Source organism: Haloferax mucosum ATCC BAA-1512 (assembly GCF_000337815.1).
Classification (GTDB): Archaea; Halobacteriota; Halobacteria; order Halobacteriales; family Haloferacaceae; genus Haloferax; species Haloferax mucosum.
Window position 1 is genome coordinate 45,274 of the sequence record NZ_AOLN01000007.1, and the last position, 18,852, is coordinate 64,125.

The 18,852-nt window shown below is 62.6% G+C and carries 21 protein-coding genes; 12 read left to right on the forward strand and 9 right to left on the reverse strand.

Annotation, left to right across the window (positions count from 1 at the left end; translation table 11 throughout):
* The first annotated feature begins 152 nt into the window (after nucleotides 1–152).
* Genes C440_RS04975 through C440_RS04985 form a run of 3 tightly spaced genes read left to right on the forward strand, consistent with a single transcriptional unit; the run spans nucleotide 153 to nucleotide 2,307 of the window.
* Entirely contained in the window at nucleotides 153–851 is a 699-nt protein-coding gene (locus C440_RS04975) for a CDP-alcohol phosphatidyltransferase family protein (protein WP_008318857.1), read from the forward strand.
* A complete protein-coding gene (locus C440_RS04980) occupies nucleotides 848–1,627 on the forward strand; it encodes a CehA/McbA family metallohydrolase (RefSeq protein WP_008318859.1) in 780 nt (259 codons plus the stop codon). Before C440_RS04975 ends, C440_RS04980 begins: the two co-directional genes overlap by 4 nt.
* The gene (locus C440_RS04985) at nucleotides 1,624–2,307 is read left to right on the forward strand and encodes a VTT domain-containing protein (RefSeq protein ID WP_152417829.1); all 684 of its coding nucleotides are present in this window, start codon (nucleotides 1,624–1,626) and stop codon (nucleotides 2,305–2,307) included. Before C440_RS04980 ends, C440_RS04985 begins: the two co-directional genes overlap by 4 nt.
* Nucleotides 2,308–2,322: 15 nt before the next feature.
* Here the strand turns inward: C440_RS04985 and C440_RS04990 are convergent, their stop codons facing one another.
* On the reverse strand, nucleotides 2,323–2,910 hold the full coding sequence (locus C440_RS04990) for a hypothetical protein (protein WP_008318862.1): 588 nt from the start codon (nucleotides 2,908–2,910) through the stop codon (nucleotides 2,323–2,325).
* Nucleotides 2,911–2,982: 72 nt separating this feature from the next.
* On the opposite strand from C440_RS04990, the gene C440_RS04995 reads away from it, so the two are divergent.
* The 3 genes from C440_RS04995 to C440_RS05005 all read left to right on the forward strand — a co-directional run bounded on the left by C440_RS04995 (nucleotide 2,983) and on the right by C440_RS05005 (nucleotide 5,772).
* Complete coding sequence (locus C440_RS04995) at nucleotides 2,983–4,275, forward strand: hypothetical protein (protein WP_008318863.1); 1,293 nt, start codon at nucleotides 2,983–2,985, stop codon at nucleotides 4,273–4,275.
* A 311-nt stretch (nucleotides 4,276–4,586) separates the two neighbouring features.
* Nucleotides 4,587–4,928, forward strand: a complete 342-nt coding sequence (locus C440_RS05000) for a DUF6176 family protein (protein ID WP_008318865.1) — start codon at nucleotides 4,587–4,589, stop codon at nucleotides 4,926–4,928.
* A gap of 106 nt (nucleotides 4,929–5,034) precedes the next feature.
* Nucleotides 5,035–5,772, forward strand: a complete 738-nt coding sequence (locus tag C440_RS05005) for a CPBP family intramembrane glutamic endopeptidase (protein WP_008318867.1) — start codon at nucleotides 5,035–5,037, stop codon at nucleotides 5,770–5,772.
* A 27-nt stretch (nucleotides 5,773–5,799) separates the two neighbouring features.
* On the opposite strand, the gene C440_RS05010 is transcribed toward C440_RS05005, so the two are convergent.
* Together C440_RS05010 and C440_RS05015 are read right to left on the reverse strand one after the other, a co-directional pair.
* Complete coding sequence (locus tag C440_RS05010; protein WP_008318868.1) at nucleotides 5,800–6,258, reverse strand: NOB1 family endonuclease; 459 nt, start codon at nucleotides 6,256–6,258, stop codon at nucleotides 5,800–5,802.
* Nucleotides 6,259–6,265: 7 nt separating this feature from the next.
* The gene (locus C440_RS05015; RefSeq protein ID WP_008318870.1) at nucleotides 6,266–6,511 is read right to left on the reverse strand and encodes a PRC-barrel domain-containing protein; all 246 of its coding nucleotides are present in this window, start codon (nucleotides 6,509–6,511) and stop codon (nucleotides 6,266–6,268) included.
* A 191-nt stretch (nucleotides 6,512–6,702) separates the two neighbouring features.
* Between C440_RS05015 and infB the strand changes: the two genes are divergently transcribed.
* Nucleotides 6,703–8,505 carry a translation initiation factor IF-2 gene (gene infB / locus C440_RS05020; protein ID WP_008318873.1) on the forward strand — a complete coding sequence of 601 codons (1,803 nt, stop codon included), beginning with the start codon at nucleotides 6,703–6,705 and terminating at the stop codon, nucleotides 8,503–8,505.
* A gap of 102 nt (nucleotides 8,506–8,607) precedes the next feature.
* Nucleotides 8,608–8,913 carry a hypothetical protein gene (locus C440_RS05025; RefSeq protein ID WP_008318875.1) on the forward strand — a complete coding sequence of 102 codons (306 nt, stop codon included), beginning with the start codon at nucleotides 8,608–8,610 and terminating at the stop codon, nucleotides 8,911–8,913.
* Nucleotides 8,914–8,935: 22 nt separating this feature from the next.
* On the opposite strand, the gene C440_RS17660 is transcribed toward C440_RS05025, so the two are convergent.
* Nucleotides 8,936–9,097 carry a hypothetical protein gene (locus tag C440_RS17660; protein ID WP_008318877.1) on the reverse strand — a complete coding sequence of 54 codons (162 nt, stop codon included), beginning with the start codon at nucleotides 9,095–9,097 and terminating at the stop codon, nucleotides 8,936–8,938.
* Nucleotides 9,098–9,460: 363 nt separating this feature from the next.
* Here C440_RS17660 and C440_RS05030 point away from each other — a divergent pair, with 363 nt between their 5' ends.
* Nucleotides 9,461–9,709, forward strand: a complete 249-nt coding sequence (locus C440_RS05030) for a hypothetical protein (protein ID WP_241431993.1) — start codon at nucleotides 9,461–9,463, stop codon at nucleotides 9,707–9,709.
* Nucleotides 9,710–9,946: 237 nt separating this feature from the next.
* Here C440_RS05030 and C440_RS05035 read toward each other — a convergent pair whose 3' ends face one another.
* The 5 genes from C440_RS05035 to C440_RS05055 form a co-directional block, all read right to left on the reverse strand.
* Complete coding sequence (locus C440_RS05035) at nucleotides 9,947–10,330, reverse strand: DUF5811 family protein (RefSeq protein WP_008318881.1); 384 nt, start codon at nucleotides 10,328–10,330, stop codon at nucleotides 9,947–9,949.
* 146 nt (nucleotides 10,331–10,476) lie between these two features.
* The gene (locus C440_RS05040) at nucleotides 10,477–11,322 is read right to left on the reverse strand and encodes a sensor histidine kinase (RefSeq protein WP_008318883.1); all 846 of its coding nucleotides are present in this window, start codon (nucleotides 11,320–11,322) and stop codon (nucleotides 10,477–10,479) included.
* A 156-nt stretch (nucleotides 11,323–11,478) separates the two neighbouring features.
* The gene (locus C440_RS05045) at nucleotides 11,479–11,952 is read right to left on the reverse strand and encodes a pyruvoyl-dependent arginine decarboxylase (RefSeq protein WP_008318885.1); all 474 of its coding nucleotides are present in this window, start codon (nucleotides 11,950–11,952) and stop codon (nucleotides 11,479–11,481) included.
* Nucleotides 11,953–12,283: 331 nt separating this feature from the next.
* Nucleotides 12,284–13,522, reverse strand: coding sequence for a proteasome-activating nucleotidase Pan2 (gene pan2 / locus C440_RS05050; protein ID WP_008318887.1), 1,239 nt, complete (start codon nucleotides 13,520–13,522; stop codon nucleotides 12,284–12,286).
* Nucleotides 13,523–13,850: 328 nt separating this feature from the next.
* The gene (locus C440_RS05055) at nucleotides 13,851–14,333 is read right to left on the reverse strand and encodes a deoxyuridine 5'-triphosphate nucleotidohydrolase (protein WP_008318889.1); all 483 of its coding nucleotides are present in this window, start codon (nucleotides 14,331–14,333) and stop codon (nucleotides 13,851–13,853) included.
* Between the two features lie 202 nt (nucleotides 14,334–14,535).
* Here C440_RS05055 and C440_RS05060 point away from each other — a divergent pair, with 202 nt between their 5' ends.
* From C440_RS05060 to C440_RS18175, 3 genes are all read left to right on the forward strand, one after another.
* Nucleotides 14,536–16,503: an aconitate hydratase gene (locus C440_RS05060; RefSeq protein WP_008318891.1), complete on the forward strand. Its 1,968-nt coding sequence runs from the start codon at nucleotides 14,536–14,538 to the stop codon at nucleotides 16,501–16,503.
* Between the two features lie 167 nt (nucleotides 16,504–16,670).
* Entirely contained in the window at nucleotides 16,671–17,159 is a 489-nt protein-coding gene (gene rimI, locus C440_RS05065) for a ribosomal protein S18-alanine N-acetyltransferase (RefSeq protein WP_008318893.1), read from the forward strand.
* A gap of 81 nt (nucleotides 17,160–17,240) precedes the next feature.
* A complete protein-coding gene (locus C440_RS18175) occupies nucleotides 17,241–18,824 on the forward strand; it encodes a PAS domain S-box protein (RefSeq protein WP_338035385.1) in 1,584 nt (527 codons plus the stop codon).
* Nucleotides 18,825–18,852 lie beyond the last annotated feature (28 nt).

Here is an 18,852-nt window from a genome sequence, read left to right on the forward strand (position 1 = left end):
TCTGTGCAGGATAGAGTGGTCTGTGCGAGACAGACCGGTCTATGCGTCACAGATAACTCTATCCGGGAACGTTCGTATATAGAATTTAGAATTATATATACTATAGCGATTAAATTTATACTTTACTGGTCGAGTTGGTCAGGCAGACAGGCATGACGGACGAACTCAGGTCAGCGCTCCGCGGTGGACTGGACGCGGTCGATTCGCGGGCGAGCGAGGTCGTGCGGTCCTCGACGGGAGAGAACATGATTTCGCGGCTCGGCACCGCGGACTGGTTGAGTTTGGGCGCGCTCTTTTGGGCGTGGGTCGGCGCGATTCTGTTCGTCTCGAACGAACCGAACTGGGCAATCGTGGCCGTCCTCGTCGGATTCGTCTTCGACAAAGCCGACGGCTACTACGCCCGAAAGACGGGCACCACGTCGGCGTTCGGCCGCCAAATTGACTCGTTTATCGACATCTTCACCTACCTCGTGTCGGCGGCGCTTCTGTACCACATCGCGCTCGCACCGAACGCGGTCGTGAGCGCCGTCGTCGGCTTCGTCGTCCTCACCTTCGGTGGGCTTCGACTCATCCGCCACAACAGCGAAGGCTTCGGTGACGAGTCGGGAACGTCGTACTACCACGGCACGACTGTCGTCCACACGCATCTCGTCGTGCTGGCGAACTACTTCTTCTTTCAGTTCGTTCCCATATGGAACGGCTGGGTCGCGGGCGCGACCATCGTCGCCGTCTGCCCGCTCATGACCTCCGACTACAAGGCGTACAAGACCGACGCCGGACACTTCATCGTCGGCGTCGCCGGTGCCATCGCGGTCGCAGGCTGTCTCGCACTCGAATTCGGCGTCCTATGACGGACGGCGGAAGCGAGACGATAGGCAGACACACGCCGGACAGGAACACGGAAGAAATAGAGAATCTGACCGCCACCAGCATCAAGGATACGTACACCGCAACGACCCTCACGGTCGATTTACATGTCCATACGGACGCTTCCTACGACTGTGAGACCGCTATCGAAGCGGTTCTCGCTCGGGCCTCGGCGGTCGGACTCGACGCCGTCGCCATCACCGACCACGACTCCGTCGGGTCGCTCCCACGGGCGTTCGAAATCGCCCACGAGTACGGCGTTCGAGTGGTTCCGGGTGTCGAAGTCAGCACGGCCGACGGTCACTTGCTCGCGCTCGGCATCGACGACCCGCCGGAGCGCGGCAGGCAACTCGCCGAAACGGCGCGGGAGGTGCGCGAGTCGGGGGGACTCGCCGTCGTCCCGCATCCGTTTCAGACGTTCCGACACGGGGCGTCTCGTCGGCGTATCCGCGACGTGGACGCTATCGAAGTGTACAACGCGCACACGCTCACCGGTTTCAGAAACGGGCAAGCACGGCGCTACGCCCGACGGCAGGGACTTCCGGGTACGGCCGGGAGCGATGCGCACAGAGCGTCGTTGGTCGGGCAAGCACACACGGTGGTCTCGGTTGAGTCATCGGACGGCCCGATTTCGACCGCCGACATCTTGGACGCGATTCGCGCCGGACGAACCGTCGCCCGAGGAACGCGAACGTCCGCGCGCCAGTACCTGAAAAAGTACGCGGCCAACGCCCGCCTCAAGACGACGTCGTTCCTGTGATGCCGCGTCTGTTCGACTCGTCGGCGGCGCGAAACGCTACGCTCGTTCGACTCGGCGCAGGTGCGCTACTGTTCGGCACTGTCGCTGTCGCACTCGTCACGGTCGCACCGTCTGTCACCGACCCGGCGTGGATTCGGTCGGTCGTCACCGCGGCTGGGCCGTTCGCGCCGCTGGTGTTCGTCGGCGTCCAGACGGTGCAGGTGATAGTCGCACCCGTCCCCGGGCAAGCGCTCGCCGCCGTCGGCGGCTATCTCTTCGGCACGGTCGTCGGAACCGCCTACAGCATGGTCGGCGTCGTACTCGGAAGCGTCGTCGTCTTCCTTCTTGCGCGCCGGTTCGGCCGCCCGTACGTCGAGCGCGTCGTCGATGCCGACGTACTGGCGCGCTTCGACGAGTTCGCCGACCGGCGCGGTGCCGCCGGGCTATTTATCCTCTTTCTCCTGCCGACGTTTCCCGACGACGGGTTGTGTGCGCTCGCCGGACTCTCGCCGCTCAGACTGCGGACGCTCGTCGTGCTCGTTGCCGTCGGTCGCCTGCCGACGTTCGCGTTAGCGGCCGCCGCGGGCCAAAGCGCGGAAGCGTCGAACTACGGGACGACGGCCGCGCTCGTCGTCGTGGGACTCGGTGCATCCGCGGTCGTCTACCACTACCGTGACGAACTGGCGGCCGTCGCCGGGTGAAAAAGAAACCGGGGGTCAGCGAAGCAGTCGATGGACGCCGTAAATTCCGGCCGCGCACGCGAGCGGCGGGACGAGACCGTAGAGTGCCGGCAAGTCGTAGAGGAACCCGACGACCGGGACGAGAAACGAGATAGTGAGCGGGCCAAACACGAGCGGCCCAAACGAGAGTGGTCCGAAGCCCGAGATAATAATCGGGCCGAGTGTAATTGGACGCGGTGGCGTCTGCAACTCGGGTGGAACGGACGCGACGAGACCGACGTAGACGGACGCCATGAACACGAATCCCGAGAGCGCGAGCGCCAGGTCGTATCGGCGGTCGGAACCGGTTTTTCGGTGTCGCCGCGCGACGAACAGTATCGGAGCGACGAGCGGCGCGACGATGAACAGTCCGACGAGAACGTAAAACGACCGCGAGAGCGTGAGCGACCCGCCGGGGACACCAGCGGTCGCGCCGATAAGAACGACGAGTCCGAAGACGACGAACAACGAGACGATGCCGGTCGCGGCGGCACCGACGAGCACGTAGAACTTGAACAGCCACGACTCGCTGTGCCGGAACGCGTACGGAAACGCGCCGAAGACGCCGCCGTAGTCGTCTGCCATTAGTCGCCCTTAGAAGGCCCGTCGATTAAACCGACCGGTGTCGTTTTCACGCCGGACGACGCGCGATGTGACATGCAGGTAGACCTCGGGAACGTCCTCGACACCGCGTCGGTCCACGGTGTCTCGCGTGACACACTCGAACGACTCGACTCGCGCGTCGCGGACGCCCACAACCGGATCGAACGTGGCCGCGAGGCGAACGAACACGGCTACGAAGCGCTGAACCTCCCGAGACGAACCGACCCCGACGCGATTCGAGATGCAGTGAGCCGATTCGACGACCCCTCCGCGGTCGTCACCGTCGGCATCGGCGGGAGCGCCCTCGGCGCGGCCACGCTGACCGAGTCCCTCGAAAGCGACGTTGACGCCTACTATCTCGACAACGTTGACCCCGAAGCGGTCGAACGCCTCCTCGACTCGCTGGACCTCGCTTCGACCGTCGTCAACGTCGTTTCCCGCTCCGGAACGACCGCCGAGACGCTGGCGAACTTCCTCGTCGTCCGAGAAGCGATGGCCGACGCCGGCGTCGATTGGGCCGACCGAACCTTCGTCACGACCGGCGAAGAAGGCAACCTCCGTGACCTCGCCGAAAAACACGACCTGCCGTCGCTTCCCGTTCCCGACGGCGTGCCGGGTCGCTTCTCGGTGCTCTCGACGGTCGGTCTCGCCGCCGCGGCCATCTGCGGTCACGATATCGACGCGATTCTGGACGGCGCGGCCGCACAGGAATCTCGCCTCTCCGACTCACTTTTCGACTCGCCGGCGTACGCCTACGGAGCCGTTTCGTACGCCCTCGCCGAGCGTGGAATGCGCCAGAACGCGATGATGCCCTACGCGGAATCGCTCGAAACGTTCTCCGAGTGGTTCGCGCAACTGTGGGCTGAATCGCTCGGCAAGGACGGTCTCGGCCAGACGCCGCTTCGCGCGCTCGGCGCGACCGACCAGCACTCGCAACTCCAACTATACCGCGCCGGCCCACGCGACAAACTCGTGACGCTCGTCCGCGCGACCGACCGCGACGACGTTTCTATCCCGGAGACCGACCTCGACGGTCTCGCGTACCTCGGCGGCTCCTCGCTCGGCGAACTCCTCGACGCCGAGTTCGAAGCGACCGAAGCAAGTCTCGCCGCCGCTGGCCGACCGAACGTCCGCATCGAAATCGACCGCGTGGACGAATACGGTCTCGGTGAACTCCTCTACGCGATGGAGGCCGCCTGCGTCATCTACGGCGAACTCGCCAACGTGGACACCTTCGTCCAGCCGGCCGTCGAGTGGGGTAAACGCGCCGCCCGTGGTCTTCTCGGCGGCGGCGACTTCGAGGAAGCCGACGCAGTTGCCGAAAAAGAGCGACTCGTCGTCGAGTAGACGAAACCACCGGACGCGACATCGACGGGGTATTTTTCGGTGACGGCCGCCAGCCAATCCACGAGCGACGACTGCCAGCTACGCTACGAGTAACGACGGCCGAGTATTCTACCAGCGGCGACTAACCGAGGAGCCACGGGGAAAGACTGAAAGAGACTGCGACGAGCGCTCGTCGCGGGATTTTTGAGCGATGAACATCTGTCATCCCTGCATTATGCATCCGGTTCGGTTGGTCATAAAACAGTATCGAGGAGGCACAACTCACTGACAGATATGAGTCGTTATTCGTTTCTACGTACACGTCAGTAGACGTGGCAGACATTGTATTGACCAGACAGAAGGTTTCGGACGGGAAAGTCCCACGACTCAAAGAGTGGATGTCCGAGATTCAAAATCGTGAGGACGAGGCGATTGAAACTCTGAAAGGAGGGATGCACGCCGAGACGGCCTTCCTCGAACACACTGAGGACGGCGACTTCTTAGTGTACTACATGAAAGCAGACGACATCGAACAGGCCTACAAGGCATTCGAAGACTCGCCGCACGAGATCGACAAAGAGCACAAAGCGGTGATGCGAGACGTACTCGAAACCGGGGAGAACGTGGGCGATTTCGAACTGCTGTATCATCTCTCAAACCCAGAACAACGGTAGCGGACCCAGCCGACACACTGCTTTTGGCTCGTTTCGGTTCCAGTGGAACCATCGAGAACGAATCGACCCGAACCGGTTATCCACGCGGGTTCCCAAACAGCACCCAATGGCACACGACTCCGCACGTGCGTCCGGGTCCCCCGGAGACCACTTCCAAGCGTACGGTGGCATCATCATCGTCGTCACCCTCGCGCTCATCGTCGGCGGAACGTTCGGAAACCTCACGAGAGGGCTCGTCACCGGCTTCCTCCCGGCGACGAACCCACTCGTCGGGGCGCTCTCCAGCGCCGCGCAGTTCGTCGGCTTCGGCGTCGTCGGCTTCGGCTACCTCTCGGCGCGAAACGACTGGGACCTCGTTCGCTTCGACTGGCCGACCCGCGGCGACCTAGTCTGGATTGTCGGTGGTATCGTCGCCCTCTTCGGCGTCTACTTCGGCGCGACGATACTGATGAACGTCCTCAACGTCCAAGGCGGGAACAGCGTCATCAACCAGCAGGGCCAGCGGAATCCGGCGTACTTCCTCTATCTCACCGTCGTCACTATCGTCCTCGTCGGCCCGATGGAGGAACTCATCTTCCGCGGCATCGTCTTCGGCGAACTCCGACGGCTCTGGGGACCGGTTCCGGGGATTGTCCTCTCCAGTTTGGTGTTCGCGTCGATTCACCTCTGGTCGTTTTCGGGCGACGGCATGTACGTCTCGCTCGGGTTGGTGTTCGTCCTCGGCGGCGTACTTGCTGTCCTCTACGAGAAAAGTGGGAACCTGCTCGTGGCCGCGGTCGTCCACGGCCTGTTCAACGCGGTGCAGTTCGTCGTCAGCTATCTGCAGGCGACCGGAATGGTCTAATCGACCGCGAACGCAGGTTACACCGGGTTACGCCGGATTCTTCCGCGACAACCCCATCCCGCAGATGGGACAGCGGTCTTTGTTTTCGTCGAACTCGCGTCCACAGCCCTGACACTGGAACTTCCAGTCGCGCTGTTCGTTGATGCCGTCTTGTGCGATGACTTCGACGGCGACGTTGAGCCGTTCGGCGACGTTTTGCATCGCGTAGTCGTCGGTGACAAGCGTCGCGTCGAGTTCGAATGCGGCGGCGATGAGACGCGAGTCAGTCTCGGAGAGCACGTCTCTGTCGCCGGTTTCGCCGGCGGCGCGAAGCACCTTATCGACGGTACCCTGTCCGGGAATGTGGACGTACATGCCGGCACCTTCGAGCGCATCGAAACGGAAGGCGTGTTCGCCAGTTAGTTCCTCTTTGACGAGCGGAATCGAGGCCGTCTCGTCTTCGGTATGGTACTCGTTGATGAAAGCAGAAGCGTCGAGAATCCGCATTGAGAATCTATCGTTGGACGACGATGTAGTCTTTGACTGCCTGCACGCGGCTCACCGGGATGCGGAAGCGGCCATTTTCGTCTTGGTCGAATGCGACGCGACTGGGGGCGACTTCCTCGTTCGGGCGGACGAGTAGGTCGTTGAGTTCGCCCGACTTCATGTTCATCGTGATGTTGTACAGCATCCCGAGTTCCGTTCCGTCCGACCCCATGACGGCCTTTCCGGAGAGGTTCTCGGCGAGTATGTCGGCCATACACACCCCTTCCTCGCCGGTTCACATAAACGACACGGGCACGTCTGACGGGCGGCCGACGCGAAACACGCCGATATTACGACAACAATTGTCACACTAGAATTTGGTTTCCATGCGTACGGGCGTGACGATGGACTTAACTTGAGTCACCGACTCGATTCCGGTAAGAGCTTTCTCCGGGGCGATTCTCCATGTCCGACACTGATTCGACATCACAATCCGATACGCTTCGCACACCCATCGTGGCCGTCCTCGGCCACGTGGACCACGGGAAGACGAGTCTTCTCGACAAAATTCGCGGGTCCGCCGTCAGCGACGGTGAAGCCGGTGCCATCACCCAACACATCGGCGCGACCGCGGTCCCGTTAGAGACAGTTTCGCAAATGGCAGGGAGCCTCGTCAAGCCCGAGGACTTCGACCTGCCGGGACTGTTGTTCATCGACACGCCGGGACACCACTCGTTCAGCACGCTCCGTTCGCGCGGTGGTGCGCTCGCCGACATCGCCATTCTCGTGGTAGACGTAAACGACAGTTTCCAGCCACAGACCGAGGAGGCAATCGACATCCTCAAACGAACGGGAACGCCGTTCATCGTGGCCGCGAACAAGATCGATACCACACCGGGATGGAACCCACAGGAGGGCGAACCCATCCAGAAGAGCTACGAGGCGCAATCGAAACGCGCTCGGTCGAAACTCGACGAGAAACTGTACGAGATTATCGGCGAACTCTCCGATATGGGCTTTTCTTCCGATTTCTACTGGCGCGTTCAAAACTTCCAGTCGAACATCGGCGTCGTCCCCGTCTCCGCGCTGACTGGGGAGGGTATCCCGGACCTCCTCGGCGTTCTCATGGGTCTCTCGCAACGCTACATGAAAGACGAGATGGCCATCGACGTGGCCGGACCCGGCTCGGGAACGGTCCTCGAAGTCAAGGAAGAACGCGGCTTCGGCGCGACCCTCGACGTCGTCCTCTACGACGGGACGATTCGCGCGGGGGACACCGTCGTCGTCGGCGGCGCGAACGACCCCATCGTGACCGAAGTGCGCGCGCTCCTCCAGCCCCGTCCGAACGCGGAGATTCGCACCGAAAAGCGGTTCGACAAGGTCGATTCGGTCCGCGCCGCGGCCGGTGTCAAAATCGCGGCGCCCGACCTCGAAGACGCGATGGCCGGCGCACCGGTTCGCGTCGTCGGCGACCGCGACATCGACGAAGTCATCCGCGAAGTCGAAGCCGAACTCGCGGACATCGAAGTCACCACCGAAGAAGAGGGCGTCGTCGTCAAGGCCGACACGCTCGGCAGTCTCGAAGCGATGGCGAACGCGCTCCAAGAGGCCGAAGTCCCCATCCTCCGCGCCGAAGTCGGCGACATCGCCCCGCGCGACGTCGCCGTCGCCTCCACCGCCCGCGAACCCGAACACAAGGTCATCCTCGGTTTCAACGTGGACGTACTCTCGAACGCCGAAGACGAACTCGACAAAAACGACGTCAAACTGTTCGAAGACGACGTCATCTACCAACTCGTCGATGAGTACGAGGAGTTCGTCGACGAGATGAAGCGCGCTCAACAGGAGACGATTCTCGACAAAATCGTCCGCCCGTGTCGCTTCCGCATCCTCAAAGACCACGTCTTCCGCCAAAACAATCCCGCCGTCGTCGGCGTCGAAATCATGGCCGGGACGCTGAAGAACAACATGAACGTCATGAAGTGGGAAGACGGCGAGCCGACCCGCGTCGGCCAACTCTCCGGGATTCAAGAGCAGGGTGAAGACGTATCGAGCGCCCGCGCCGGCTCTCGTGTCAGCGTCGCCATCGACGGCCCGACCGTCGGCCGCCAAATCGAAGAGGGCGACGAACTCTGGATCGACCTCCCCGAAAAGCACGCGAAGATTCTCGAACAGGAACTCCGCGACGACATCCCGGTTGACGAACTCGAAGCGCTGTCCGGCTATCTCGAAAAACACCGCCGCCGCGACCCCTTCTGGGGGAAATAAGTTCGTTCGAAGCCGACGAAACGTCCCAGAACCCACCGAATCCTCCGCCCGCGCCGTAACAAATTTGTCCTATTATCTAATAGGGTACAGTGAGGTAGAATCATGCGCAAACGAACATCCCATAGCGACAGCATCGTCTCAGAGACACGGTACGACGCCATCCTCGTGGCGCTCCCGGTTCCGCTCTTTTTGGGAGTGGCCGTCGGGATGCTCACCGGCCACCCGCTCTCGTTGACGGCCGGTGCCGGGGGGTTCGCCTCAGCGCTCGTCCTCGCCTATGGGCTGTTCGTCGCCGCACCGACGACACCGCGGTCTGCGGCACCGAAGCGAACCGACGTCCCACTCGATAGTAGGGTCGCACACACCCGCGACGATACCGGTCGAAACCGCCGTCGTGGAAGCGTCTAAACGCGACGTGTGATACGGCGAGTCAGGGGCGATTCCACTCCCAAAACCAGTACGCCGCGCCGAACAGCATCAACCCGGCACCGAAGGTGGACGTCGCCGGTTCGGGGATGAGGAACAACACCAGGCCGACGAGGATGATGGCCGTCGGTCCAATCTCGTCCGCGTAGTCGACAAGAGAAACCATATGACACCTACGGTCCCATCCGTAAAGTGCATTGTTCCCGTTGTAACACGATGAGGACCGGGTCCGTGATTCTCTTTCCCCACGCACCCGAGGGTAGGTTTCGACTGGGGACACAGCCGGTCGCCCGATAGCGTTCGATAGAGTGTGCGCCGTCGTGCAAACGCGACTATTCGGCCGTCGAACCCGAGCACCGTTTACGGTATCCCACCGACCCAAGATATAAAATATCATTGATAGGACATTTAGGCACGGTTGTTACGCATGAATCTTAAGCCGCTCCGAAAACCAGTTCTGCTCTATACCTGTTTCTTCGGCCTTCTCACTGTGGGTATAACATATCACACAACGCACTCGGGAATGTATATGGTCCTGTTGGTGGGGACCGGCCTTCTGCTCGTTGCGGCCGGCGGGGGTGCCGTCGGACAGATGGGTGTCTCCCAAACCGAACACGCAGGTGAAACGGGTGGGAGAGAAGCGGCGCCTTCGACGCCGGGCCTGAAATCGACCCTGAATACGGATACCTCGCTTCGCGTCAGCCTCCTGTTTTACGGGTTCGGCATATTCCTGTGGAGTCTCATCGTGTTGACCACGCTGCGCGACACGCTCGTCTGAGAGGGATATCGGTCCGCTGTCTGGCGTCGGCTCTTTCGGTCTCCCTTTTTCGCAACGCGAAAACAGACAGCACGGAACAGCGCGTGCGAGACAGTGGATAACGACGCGGACGACGTGTAGTACAGCGCGACACGACAGCTCAAACGAGTCGAGACGGCGTGAGATGCGACCGCACGAGGCGGAACGAGCGAAAACGAACTATCTCGGCGGTACCGCGTCTACTTGCGGTGAGAGCGGTTATCGGGCGGCCGGCGTGAGGTCGTCGCCGACCGCGCTCATCACCTGAAACGCGGCGCTGGCGGCGAGTCCGCGGGCGACTTCGTCGCGGTCCTCGTCAGCGAGTCCGGCGTCGAGGTCGTCGGCGTTCGGTGAGAAACCGGCGCTGACGGGGTGGCCGACGGGTGGGTGGACGGCGACGGTGGCCAACGGGCCACTCGACGCAGTCGAGAGTTCGGACCCGACGGCGAACCCTTCGGGGAGATACGACTCGGTTCGGGAGACGATACCTGCGACCGCTCGCCGGAGCGAGTCCATCTGTTCGACGGTCAGTTCGCGGTCTTGCGACGGCTGACCGGCACCAGGTACGCCGGGAGCGCCCGCATATGGGTTGTTCCCGTTCATCAGTCGTCTGCGCTACGGGAAGGACGTGTAAAAAGGCGTCGTCGGTCGGTGCCGGATACATCAGGCCGAAACTCTGAGGCGGCGGGAAGACGGCGGTCGAAGCAGAGAGACGGCGAACCAGTCGCGGGGCGGCGAGAGACGGGGGCTTACGACGAACGCGGAAGCGAGATTGTCACGGCGGTCCCGCTGTGTTCTCCCGTCTCGATAGTGAGCGACCCACCGGAGGCATCGACGATAGCCCGAACCAACCAGAGACCGACACCGCTCGTGTGGTTCAGTTGCGTTTCGGACCCGGAAGCGAGCGCCTCACGCTCGGCTCCGGGCATTCCGGGACCGTCGTCGAGGATGGCGACACGCGCCGTTTCAGGGAGTTCCTGTACGGTCACGGCGATCGAAGTGACATCGTCGCCCGAGTGAACGGCGGCGTTTTCGAGCAGTTCCATGATGCTCCGCGGGAGCGCCGGGTGCGCCTCTACGACGAGTTCCGCCGGTGAATCGACCGAGACGGACACGTCGTCGTGTTCCATCTCGATGTCTTCGACCGCGTCGGCGACTGCGCACGACAGGTTGATTTGGACGGCGGTTCCCTCCGCCAGTTCGACGGACCTGAGCAGTGCAACCTCGTCGCTCACCTCGACCAATCGGTTCGCACGCGCTCGAATCGCGTCCGTCGGGTTGACGCCTTCTGGGGAGTCTGACCGCGGTTCGACGAGTTCCGCGTAGCCTAAAATCGACGTGCAGGCGTTTCTGATGTCGTGTCGGAGGATGCGGTGGAGGACGCTCGTATGCGTGAGCGTCGATTCGAGTTGCTCGGTCGTGCGGTGCAGTTCCGAGCGACTGCGCCCGACGAGCACGTATACGAGACCCGCCGAGAAGGCGACGAAGAACCACCCTTTGAACGTCTGAAGAAGCAGTCGGTTGGGGAGTTGCGCGACCACCCAGTCGCTCGTAGCGACCCACAGAAAGCCGAATGCGGCGTAGATGAGTGCCACTCGTCCGGGCGAGAGGTCGAATCGTGCATCCCCACTCATGCGGAACTGATTCTCATACCACGTGATGAGTACATCGGTAAGTACGTGGTAGTGTTCAGAAAAGAAACAGTACTGGCGAGTGGCGAACGTGGACGTGGATACGAACGCGAGTCCAGCTCAGAAGATAGATTCGCTCTGGCCGTAGGCGGCGACCGTAATCGCGGTCGTGTAACCCTCGCCTTCGTGTTCGGCCGCGGTGAGCGCTACGTGTTCGTCGTCGAACGACCAGTCTCGGAGACCCTTGCCCGCGTCGAGACCGTCTGCGACCGCCGCGTGGACGGCCGACTCGTCGGTGCCGGTGGCCTCGTAGAACAGGCCGGGACCGGTCCCCGTCGCCCAACCGAGTCCGGCGACGACGGTCTCGCCGGGGGTCGAAGTCGTCTGGCGGGCTTGGACGACGGTCAGTCGGTTCCCGGCGGGACCGAGGTCGGGAGCGACATCGACTTCCTTGACGGTTGCGTCGCCGGGGACGACCGAGGAGACGGCGACGAGATTGTAGTTGTGGATGTTCGCCGCGGCGAGAGCGGCGTCGTACGAAGCCATCTCCGTCGGAGCGGTTCCGACCCCGCGGACGACGCGAATCGTGTTCATGTCCAAACTCTCGCGTCGGTGGAAAAGGGGGTTACGGATGCGCGCCCCCGCGGCGGGAGTAAAGCCCCCGTCGTCTCCATACCGGTTGGTGTTAGCAGGGGGATTTTCGTAGCAGTCCGTGTCGTCGGGGCGAATTCGATACTAGTCGGTGTTGACGAAGCAAACTCAATACCGGCCGGTGTTGATGCCCCGGTATCAATAGTGTGTGACTTCAGTACCGTCGGCTCAATAGTGTGTCGAACAGAATCGTGAGACAGTGCGCGTCGCCGTGGGTGTCACCTCCGAACCGAACACGCGGGAAGGCAAAGCATGGCGTCGGCGCGCGGGTAACTCAGTACTGGTAGTCGGTGAATCCGGTGATTGGTCCGGTTCCGGACTCTTCGACGTTGGTGAGTTTCTCGTGGGCGGCGTCGAAGTCGGCACCGGTGACCTCGGTCCGGCCGTCGCGGATGGCGAACATCCCAGCTTCCGTGGTGAGAGACGCGATATCAGCGCCGGAGTAGTCGTCGAGTTCCTCGGCGAGCGCGTCGAGGTCCACGTCGTCTGCGACGTTCATATCGCTGGTGTGGATGTCGAGGATGCGGCGACGGCCCTCGACGGCGGGCTTGGGAACTTCGATGAGGCGGTCGAAGCGACCGGGGCGGAGAATCGCCTCGTCGAGCATGTCGAAGCGGTTCGTAGCCGCGATGATGCGGATGTCGCCGCGGTCGTCGAAGCCGTCCATCTCGGAGAGTAGTTGCATCATGGTCCGCTGGACCTCGGCGTCGCCGGAGGTCTTCGAATCCGTCCGCTTGGATGCCACAGCGTCGATTTCGTCGATGAAGATGACCACCGGTTCGCGCTCGGCGGCGAGTTTGAACAGGTCGCGGACGAGACGCGCGCCCTCACCGATGAACTTCTGGACGAGTTCCGAGCCGGCCATCTTGATGAACGAGGCGTTCGTCTCGTTGGCGACGGCCTTGGCGAGCATCGTCTTGCCGGTTCCCGGCGGGCCGTAGAGGAGCACGCCCGCGGGTGGGTCGATACCGACCTCCGCGAACATCTCGGGGTTTTCGAGCGGTTGTTCGACCGCTTCGCGGACCTCGCGGACCTGCTCATCGATACCGCCGATGTCGTCGTAGGTGACCGTCGGCGACTCCACGACTTCCATCGCCTGCGCACGCGCGTCTGTCTCATCGTCGAGGACGGTCTGGACGGCGAACGAATCGTTGATGGCGACGCGGTCCCCGGGTTCGATTTCGTCGTAGTTGAGGTTCGGTGCGAACTCGGTCAACACCTCCTGGTTGTTGCCGTGCTGTTTGATGATGACGCCGTCGTCGGTCAACTCCTCGACCGTGGCGATGTAGTACGAGGCGGTTTTGAGTGCCTCGTTGCGGGCTTTCATCTGATCGACCTCGCCGACGAGTTCGGCGTGTCGGTCGTCGGCCGTCTGGAGACGCTGGGTGAGTTCGCGGTTGACCTCGACCATGCGCTCGAAGTGTTGGCGGAGTGCAGAGAGACGCTCTGCATCCGACATCTCGGGGTCCAGATCGAGATGAGGGCGTTCTGGGAGAGATGGACTCCGTGACATCAGTGTTGGGCGCACTTAGGTATGCGCGTAAATGTGCCTTTGGGTCAGGGAACATTGGTACGCCGCTCGAAGCGTGTTTATACGAGGGATGCGGGTTCGGCCGTCGGTGAAAAACCATTCGGCCGCGACGGTTCGGGTCGGAACGTCAGCTCACCGGGAAAAATGCCAGTCGGGAGGAAGTTGCGGAGGTATGGTCTGCAGGTCGCCCCTCGCTCGGCCCGGACACTACCCCTCCGCAGGCTAGCAGTACGGTAGCCAATGACTTGAAACGAATTCGCCGTCGCGGAGAACGTCGGCCGAGACAGGATGTTGTGGTGGGCCGAGACGCTCAGGGAGCCGGCTCTGTTCGTTCGCCCTGATAGCTCCCGTCGTAGGTCTCGGTGTGGTTCGCCTTCGTGAGGACGAGTTGGGCGATTCGAGCACCGCGGTCGAGTTCGATGGGGTGGTGTACCTGCAGGAGTCCTTCCCCTTTCCCCTCGTAGCCGGCGTCCCAGACGGCGGTGTTGAGCATACACGAGTTCCGCATCAGCGACGACCGCGGGTAGATGAAGCCGACGTGTGCTTCGGGGATGTGAACCGTCTCGGCGTACTGGACGACGTAGCCGCCGGGTTCGAGGCTGTAGGTCTCGGTGTCGGAGTCGGCACAGTCGAGTTTGCGTCGCTCGCCCACGGTCTTTCCGTCGCGGCCGAGGCGACCGGGTTCGACCTGTTCGAGCACCGATTCGAGCGTCAGGTCCACGCCGTTCGGTTGGACCTGCTCGTCGGTGACCGGCGAGATGTGCTGTGCGACGAATGAGCCAGCGCGGTACATGGTTGGTCAGCGTCAGGGGAGACCAAAAGCGATGCTAAACACGTCGAAAAAGACGACCCTCGGTGACGGTTGACATTGAAGAACCACAAAGGAGTTTAATGGTCCTTAGACGCTAAAAACCCGGAGACGGCGGTATTCTTCACGTTTGAAGATAGGGAAGTACGCGGGATTTATATCCGAGGACCATCGACATTCGGCTGTTATGGGACAGACGCTCACGGAAAAGATTCTCTCGGACCACCTCGTCGAGGGTGACCTCACCCCCGGAGAGGAGATTGGAATCGAAATCGACCAGGTCCTCATGCAGGACACGACTGGGACCATGGTCTGGCTCCAGTTCGAGGCACTCGACCTCGACGAGGCGCAGACGGAACTCGCCGCCCAGTACTGCGACCACCAGACATACCAGTTCGACTTCAAGAACACGGACGACCACCGCTTCCTCCGTTCCGCGGCCGGGACATACGGTGCCCACTTCTCCCGACCCGGAAACGGTATTTGCCACAACGTCCACAAGGAGAACTTCGCCGCACCCGGCAAGACGCTCCTCGGCTCCGACTCGCACACGCCGACTCCCGGTGGTCTCGGCCAGCTCGCAATCGGTGCCGGTGGTCTCGACATCGCAGTCGCCATGGGTGGCGGCGCGTACTACGTCGAGATGCCGGAAGTCGTCAACGTCCGCCTCGAAGGCGAGCTTCCCGAGTGGACCTCGGCGAAGGACGTTATCCTCGAGATGCTCCGACGCGAGACCGTCAAAGGCGGCGTCGGCAAGGTCTTCGAGTACACCGGTCCCGGTGCTGAATCGCTCACCGTGCCCGAGCGAACCACCATCACCAACATGGGTACCGAACTCGGTGCCACCTCGTCCATCTTCGAGACGGACGAAAAGACCAAAGACTACCTCGAACGCCAGGGTCGCGGCGACGAGTACGTCGAACTGACGGCCGACGACGACGCGGAATACGCCGACGAAATCGTCATCGACCTCTCGGACCTCGAACCGCTCATCGCCTGCCCGTCGATGCCCGACAAGGTCGTTCCCGTCCGCGAAGTCGCCGGCAAGAAGGTCGAGCAGGTCCTCGTCGGCTCCTGTACGAACGGTGGCTACGAGGACATCCTCCCGGCCGCGAAGATGTTCGAAGGCCGCGAAGTCGCAAAGCACCTCGAAATGATCATCGCACCCGGTTCGAAGCAGGCCGGCGAGATTCTGGCCCGCGAAGGCTGGACGGCCGAGATGATGGCCGCCGGTGTCAACGTCTCCGAGGCGACCTGTGGTCCGTGTATCGGTATCGGCCACGTGCCCGCTTCCGACTCTATCTCCCTGCGTACCTTCAACCGCAACTTCGAGGGTCGCTCCGGTATCGAAGACGACAACGTCTACCTTTGCTCGCCGCAGGTCGCCGCCGCCGCGGCGCTCGAAGGCGAAATCATCGACCCGCGAGACCTCGCCGACGAACTCGACGACCTCGAATCGCCCGGCATCGAACTCCCCGACGAGTACGACGGTGCCAAGACGGACCTCATCTACGCGGAAGACGCCATCGACGACGACCTCATCAAGGGCCCGAACATCGGCGAAGTCCCACTGCAGGACCCGCTCGGTGCCGACATCTCCGGTGAGGCGCTCCTGAAGATGGAGGACAACATCACGACCGACCACATCATCCCGGCAACGTCCGACATCCTCAAGTTCCGCTCGAACATCGAGCGCCTCTCGGACTTCACGCTCTCGCGTGTCGACGAGACGTTCGCCCAGCGCGCCAAGGAAGCCGGCTCCGGTGTTCTCGTCGCTGGCGAGAACTACGGACAGGGTTCCTCCCGTGAACACGCCGCGATGTGTCCGATGTACCTCGGTATCGAGACCGTTCTCGCGCAGTCGTTCGCTCGCATCCACAAGGCGAACCTGTTCAACTTCGGTATCGTCCCTCTCGCCATCGACGAGGAGACCTACGAGAAGCTCGAACAGGGCGACGACGTCGAAATCGTAGACGACGTGGCCGCAGGCGTCAAATCCGGTCAAGAAGAATTCACCATCCGCGTGAACGACGACTGGGAAGCGACGACGAACCTACACGCCTCCGAGCGTGAGCGCCGTATCCTCACCGCCGGTGGCAAACTGCCTCTCACGAAACAGCAGGCCGAAGGCGGCGCCGCGCCCGCGGACGACTAAGTCCACAACACCAACGTTCTCACGTTTTTCGGCCGGCGAGCGACCGCGACGCGCTGGACGCGCCACCCAACCTGTCGTGAGCGACGTCCCGACATGTTCTTCGACGCGGCCGAAACCGCCCGACACAAAGCCGCGTGTTTTTGCGTGCCCGTCACGTATCGCCGACAGTGAGGGAGTTCGACGACGTACTCGCTGACGGCGTGGTCGTCCGACAGGCCCAACGCGCCGATTTGCTCGACGTGCTCCGCATCGAGCGGACGTGTTTCTCCGAGCCGTGGCCGTACTCGGCGTTCGAACTGTTCGTCGATGAACCCGCATTTCTCGTCGCCGCCCGCGGGAACGACGTGCTCGGCTACGTCGTCGCCGACGTGATGCCGAACCACGGCAACGATATCGGCCACGTCAAGGACCTCGCGGTCCGCGACGACGCCCGCGGCGAGGGACTGGGACGCCAACTGCTCGTCCAGTCGCTCGCGGCGATGGCCATCGACGGCGCGGCCGTCGTCAAACTAGAAGTACGCGTCTCCAACGATCCGGCGCTACAACTCTACCGAAGCGTCGGCTTCGAGCCTGCACGCCGAATCCCCGGCTACTACGGCGACGATGAAGACGCCTACATCATGGTGTTGGACCTCGGAGAGTGGCAATCGAACTGAAGATTCCTGAGACACCGTGGTGATTCTTATCACACCTGCAGTCGTAGCTCAACTGTGCCATCGTCCGCCGCAGTGCTCTGTGTGAGCGACGACGATTTCGTCGCGGCTCTCGAATCGTCGCTCAAATCACGTTCCGACGAGACGAGCGTCCGCCACGTCCGAAGCGGCGACGACGCGTGCGCCGAACTCGACACCGACGCGTCGGCAATCGACTGTCTCGTCGTCGCCTCGTCGCCGGAGCGCGACGACGCGATGTTCGTCCGCAACCTCCGCGAACGCGGCTTCGACGTGCCGGTCGTCGTTGCGGTCACAGACGAACGCGCCGCCCGCGAGTACCTCGACGCGGGAGCGACCGATTACGCCGTGTGCGACGGCGCAGACGCCGCCGCCCGAACCGCCGGCCGCGTCGAACGGGTGCTTTCCGAACGAGGCGACACACGGGTCACACACCCCGACCGCCGGGATTCGCTTTTCGCGGTCGTGGACCGAACCGACGACGCGATAGTCGCACTCGACGCCGACTGGCGTGTTACCTACGCCAATCCGGCCGCTCGGGACAGCCTCGGTATCTCGACTACCGAAGAATCAACACGGCGTATCTGGGACGTCCCGCAGTCGAGCGCGTTCCGCGAGGAGTTCGAGACGGCGATGGAGACGGGGGAACCGACACGCTTCGAGGCGCGATACGACCCGCTCGAATCGTGGTACGCCGTCGAAGCGTATCCCGAGTCGGCCGGTCTCGTCGCCCGCATCGGGGACATCACGGACCGGAAACGACAGCAAGCGACTGCCGAACGAGACAGCCGAATGATAGAGACCGCCGCCGACGCGCTGTACACGCTCGACGCCGAAGGCCAATTTACCGCCGTCAATCCCGCGTTCGAGCGCCTCACCGGACGGGCGGAAACACAGGTCATCGGCTCGCCAGCAGAACATATCCTCGGACCCGACAGCGCGACCGACAGTAACAATGGGGCGACTGGCGGTGACGATGGCGCGGTCGATGCGACGGCGACGCAACTGGTCGAATTCGAACTGAAGACCGCAGACGGTCCCACGGTGCGGGTCGAGAACCACCGGACGCCAATCGTCGAGGACGGCGACGTAATCGGCTCTGTCGGCGTGCTCCGCGACGTCACTCACCGTCACCGCTCCGAACGATTGCTGTCGACCCTCCACGAGCGGACGCGCGAACTGATGAGCGCACCCGACCGCGATACAGTCCTCGCCGTCGCGGTCGATACCTGTGACGAGATATTCGACGGCGCCAGAACCGAGGTGTTCGCCTTCGACGAGGGCAGGCATGCACTCACTCGCCTTGGTGGCGTGGGAGCGGACGCGGGCGAACCATCGACCGAACGGCCCGACAGTGGCGGCGTCTGGGAAGCGTTCGCCAGCGGTGAGGTTCGCGTTATCGACACGGGCGAGGGTGTGGCTGACGACAGTGTTGACGGCGGTCGAGAACGGAGACGGAGTATCGCCGCGCCGTTCGGCCGCCACGGCGTCCTCGTCACCGGCAGTCAAACGGCCGTTTCCCCGACCGATGTCGATATCGAACTCGTGAGCCTACTTTCGGCGACCGTCGAGGATGTATTGGACCGAATCGCCGCCGAATCGGAGGTTCGCAGCAAGAACGGGACCTCGCAGACCGGAACGAAACGATAGCGAAACTCGACCAAGTCAACACGACCAT

Bases quoted from the DNA above. Each gene is read 5' to 3' on its own strand.
- infB (WP_008318873.1), top strand. From the start codon at position 6,703: ATGTCCGACACTGATTCGACATCACAATCCGATACGCTTCGCACACCC.
- pan2 (WP_008318887.1), bottom strand. From the start codon at position 13,522: ATGTCACGGAGTCCATCTCTCCCAGAACGCCCTCATCTCGATCTGGAC.
- C440_RS05030 (WP_241431993.1), top strand. From the start codon at position 9,461: ATGGTCCTGTTGGTGGGGACCGGCCTTCTGCTCGTTGCGGCCGGCGGG.
- C440_RS05005 (WP_008318867.1), top strand. From the start codon at position 5,035: ATGGCACACGACTCCGCACGTGCGTCCGGGTCCCCCGGAGACCACTTC.
- C440_RS04990 (WP_008318862.1), bottom strand. From the start codon at position 2,910: ATGGCAGACGACTACGGCGGCGTCTTCGGCGCGTTTCCGTACGCGTTC.
- C440_RS05060 (WP_008318891.1), top strand. From the start codon at position 14,536: ATGGGACAGACGCTCACGGAAAAGATTCTCTCGGACCACCTCGTCGAG.
- C440_RS04980 (WP_008318859.1), top strand. From the start codon at position 848: ATGACGGACGGCGGAAGCGAGACGATAGGCAGACACACGCCGGACAGG.
- C440_RS05045 (WP_008318885.1), bottom strand. From the start codon at position 11,952: ATGAACACGATTCGCGTCGTCCGCGGGGTCGGAACCGCTCCGACGGAG.
- C440_RS04975 (WP_008318857.1), top strand. From the start codon at position 153: ATGACGGACGAACTCAGGTCAGCGCTCCGCGGTGGACTGGACGCGGTC.
- C440_RS17660 (WP_008318877.1), bottom strand. From the start codon at position 9,097: ATGGTTTCTCTTGTCGACTACGCGGACGAGATTGGACCGACGGCCATC.
- C440_RS05035 (WP_008318881.1), bottom strand. From the start codon at position 10,330: ATGAACGGGAACAACCCATATGCGGGCGCTCCCGGCGTACCTGGTGCC.
- C440_RS05055 (WP_008318889.1), bottom strand. From the start codon at position 14,333: ATGTACCGCGCTGGCTCATTCGTCGCACAGCACATCTCGCCGGTCACC.
- C440_RS05025 (WP_008318875.1), top strand. From the start codon at position 8,608: ATGCGCAAACGAACATCCCATAGCGACAGCATCGTCTCAGAGACACGG.
- C440_RS04995 (WP_008318863.1), top strand. From the start codon at position 2,983: ATGCAGGTAGACCTCGGGAACGTCCTCGACACCGCGTCGGTCCACGGT.
- C440_RS05015 (WP_008318870.1), bottom strand. From the start codon at position 6,511: ATGGCCGACATACTCGCCGAGAACCTCTCCGGAAAGGCCGTCATGGGG.
- C440_RS05010 (WP_008318868.1), bottom strand. From the start codon at position 6,258: ATGCGGATTCTCGACGCTTCTGCTTTCATCAACGAGTACCATACCGAA.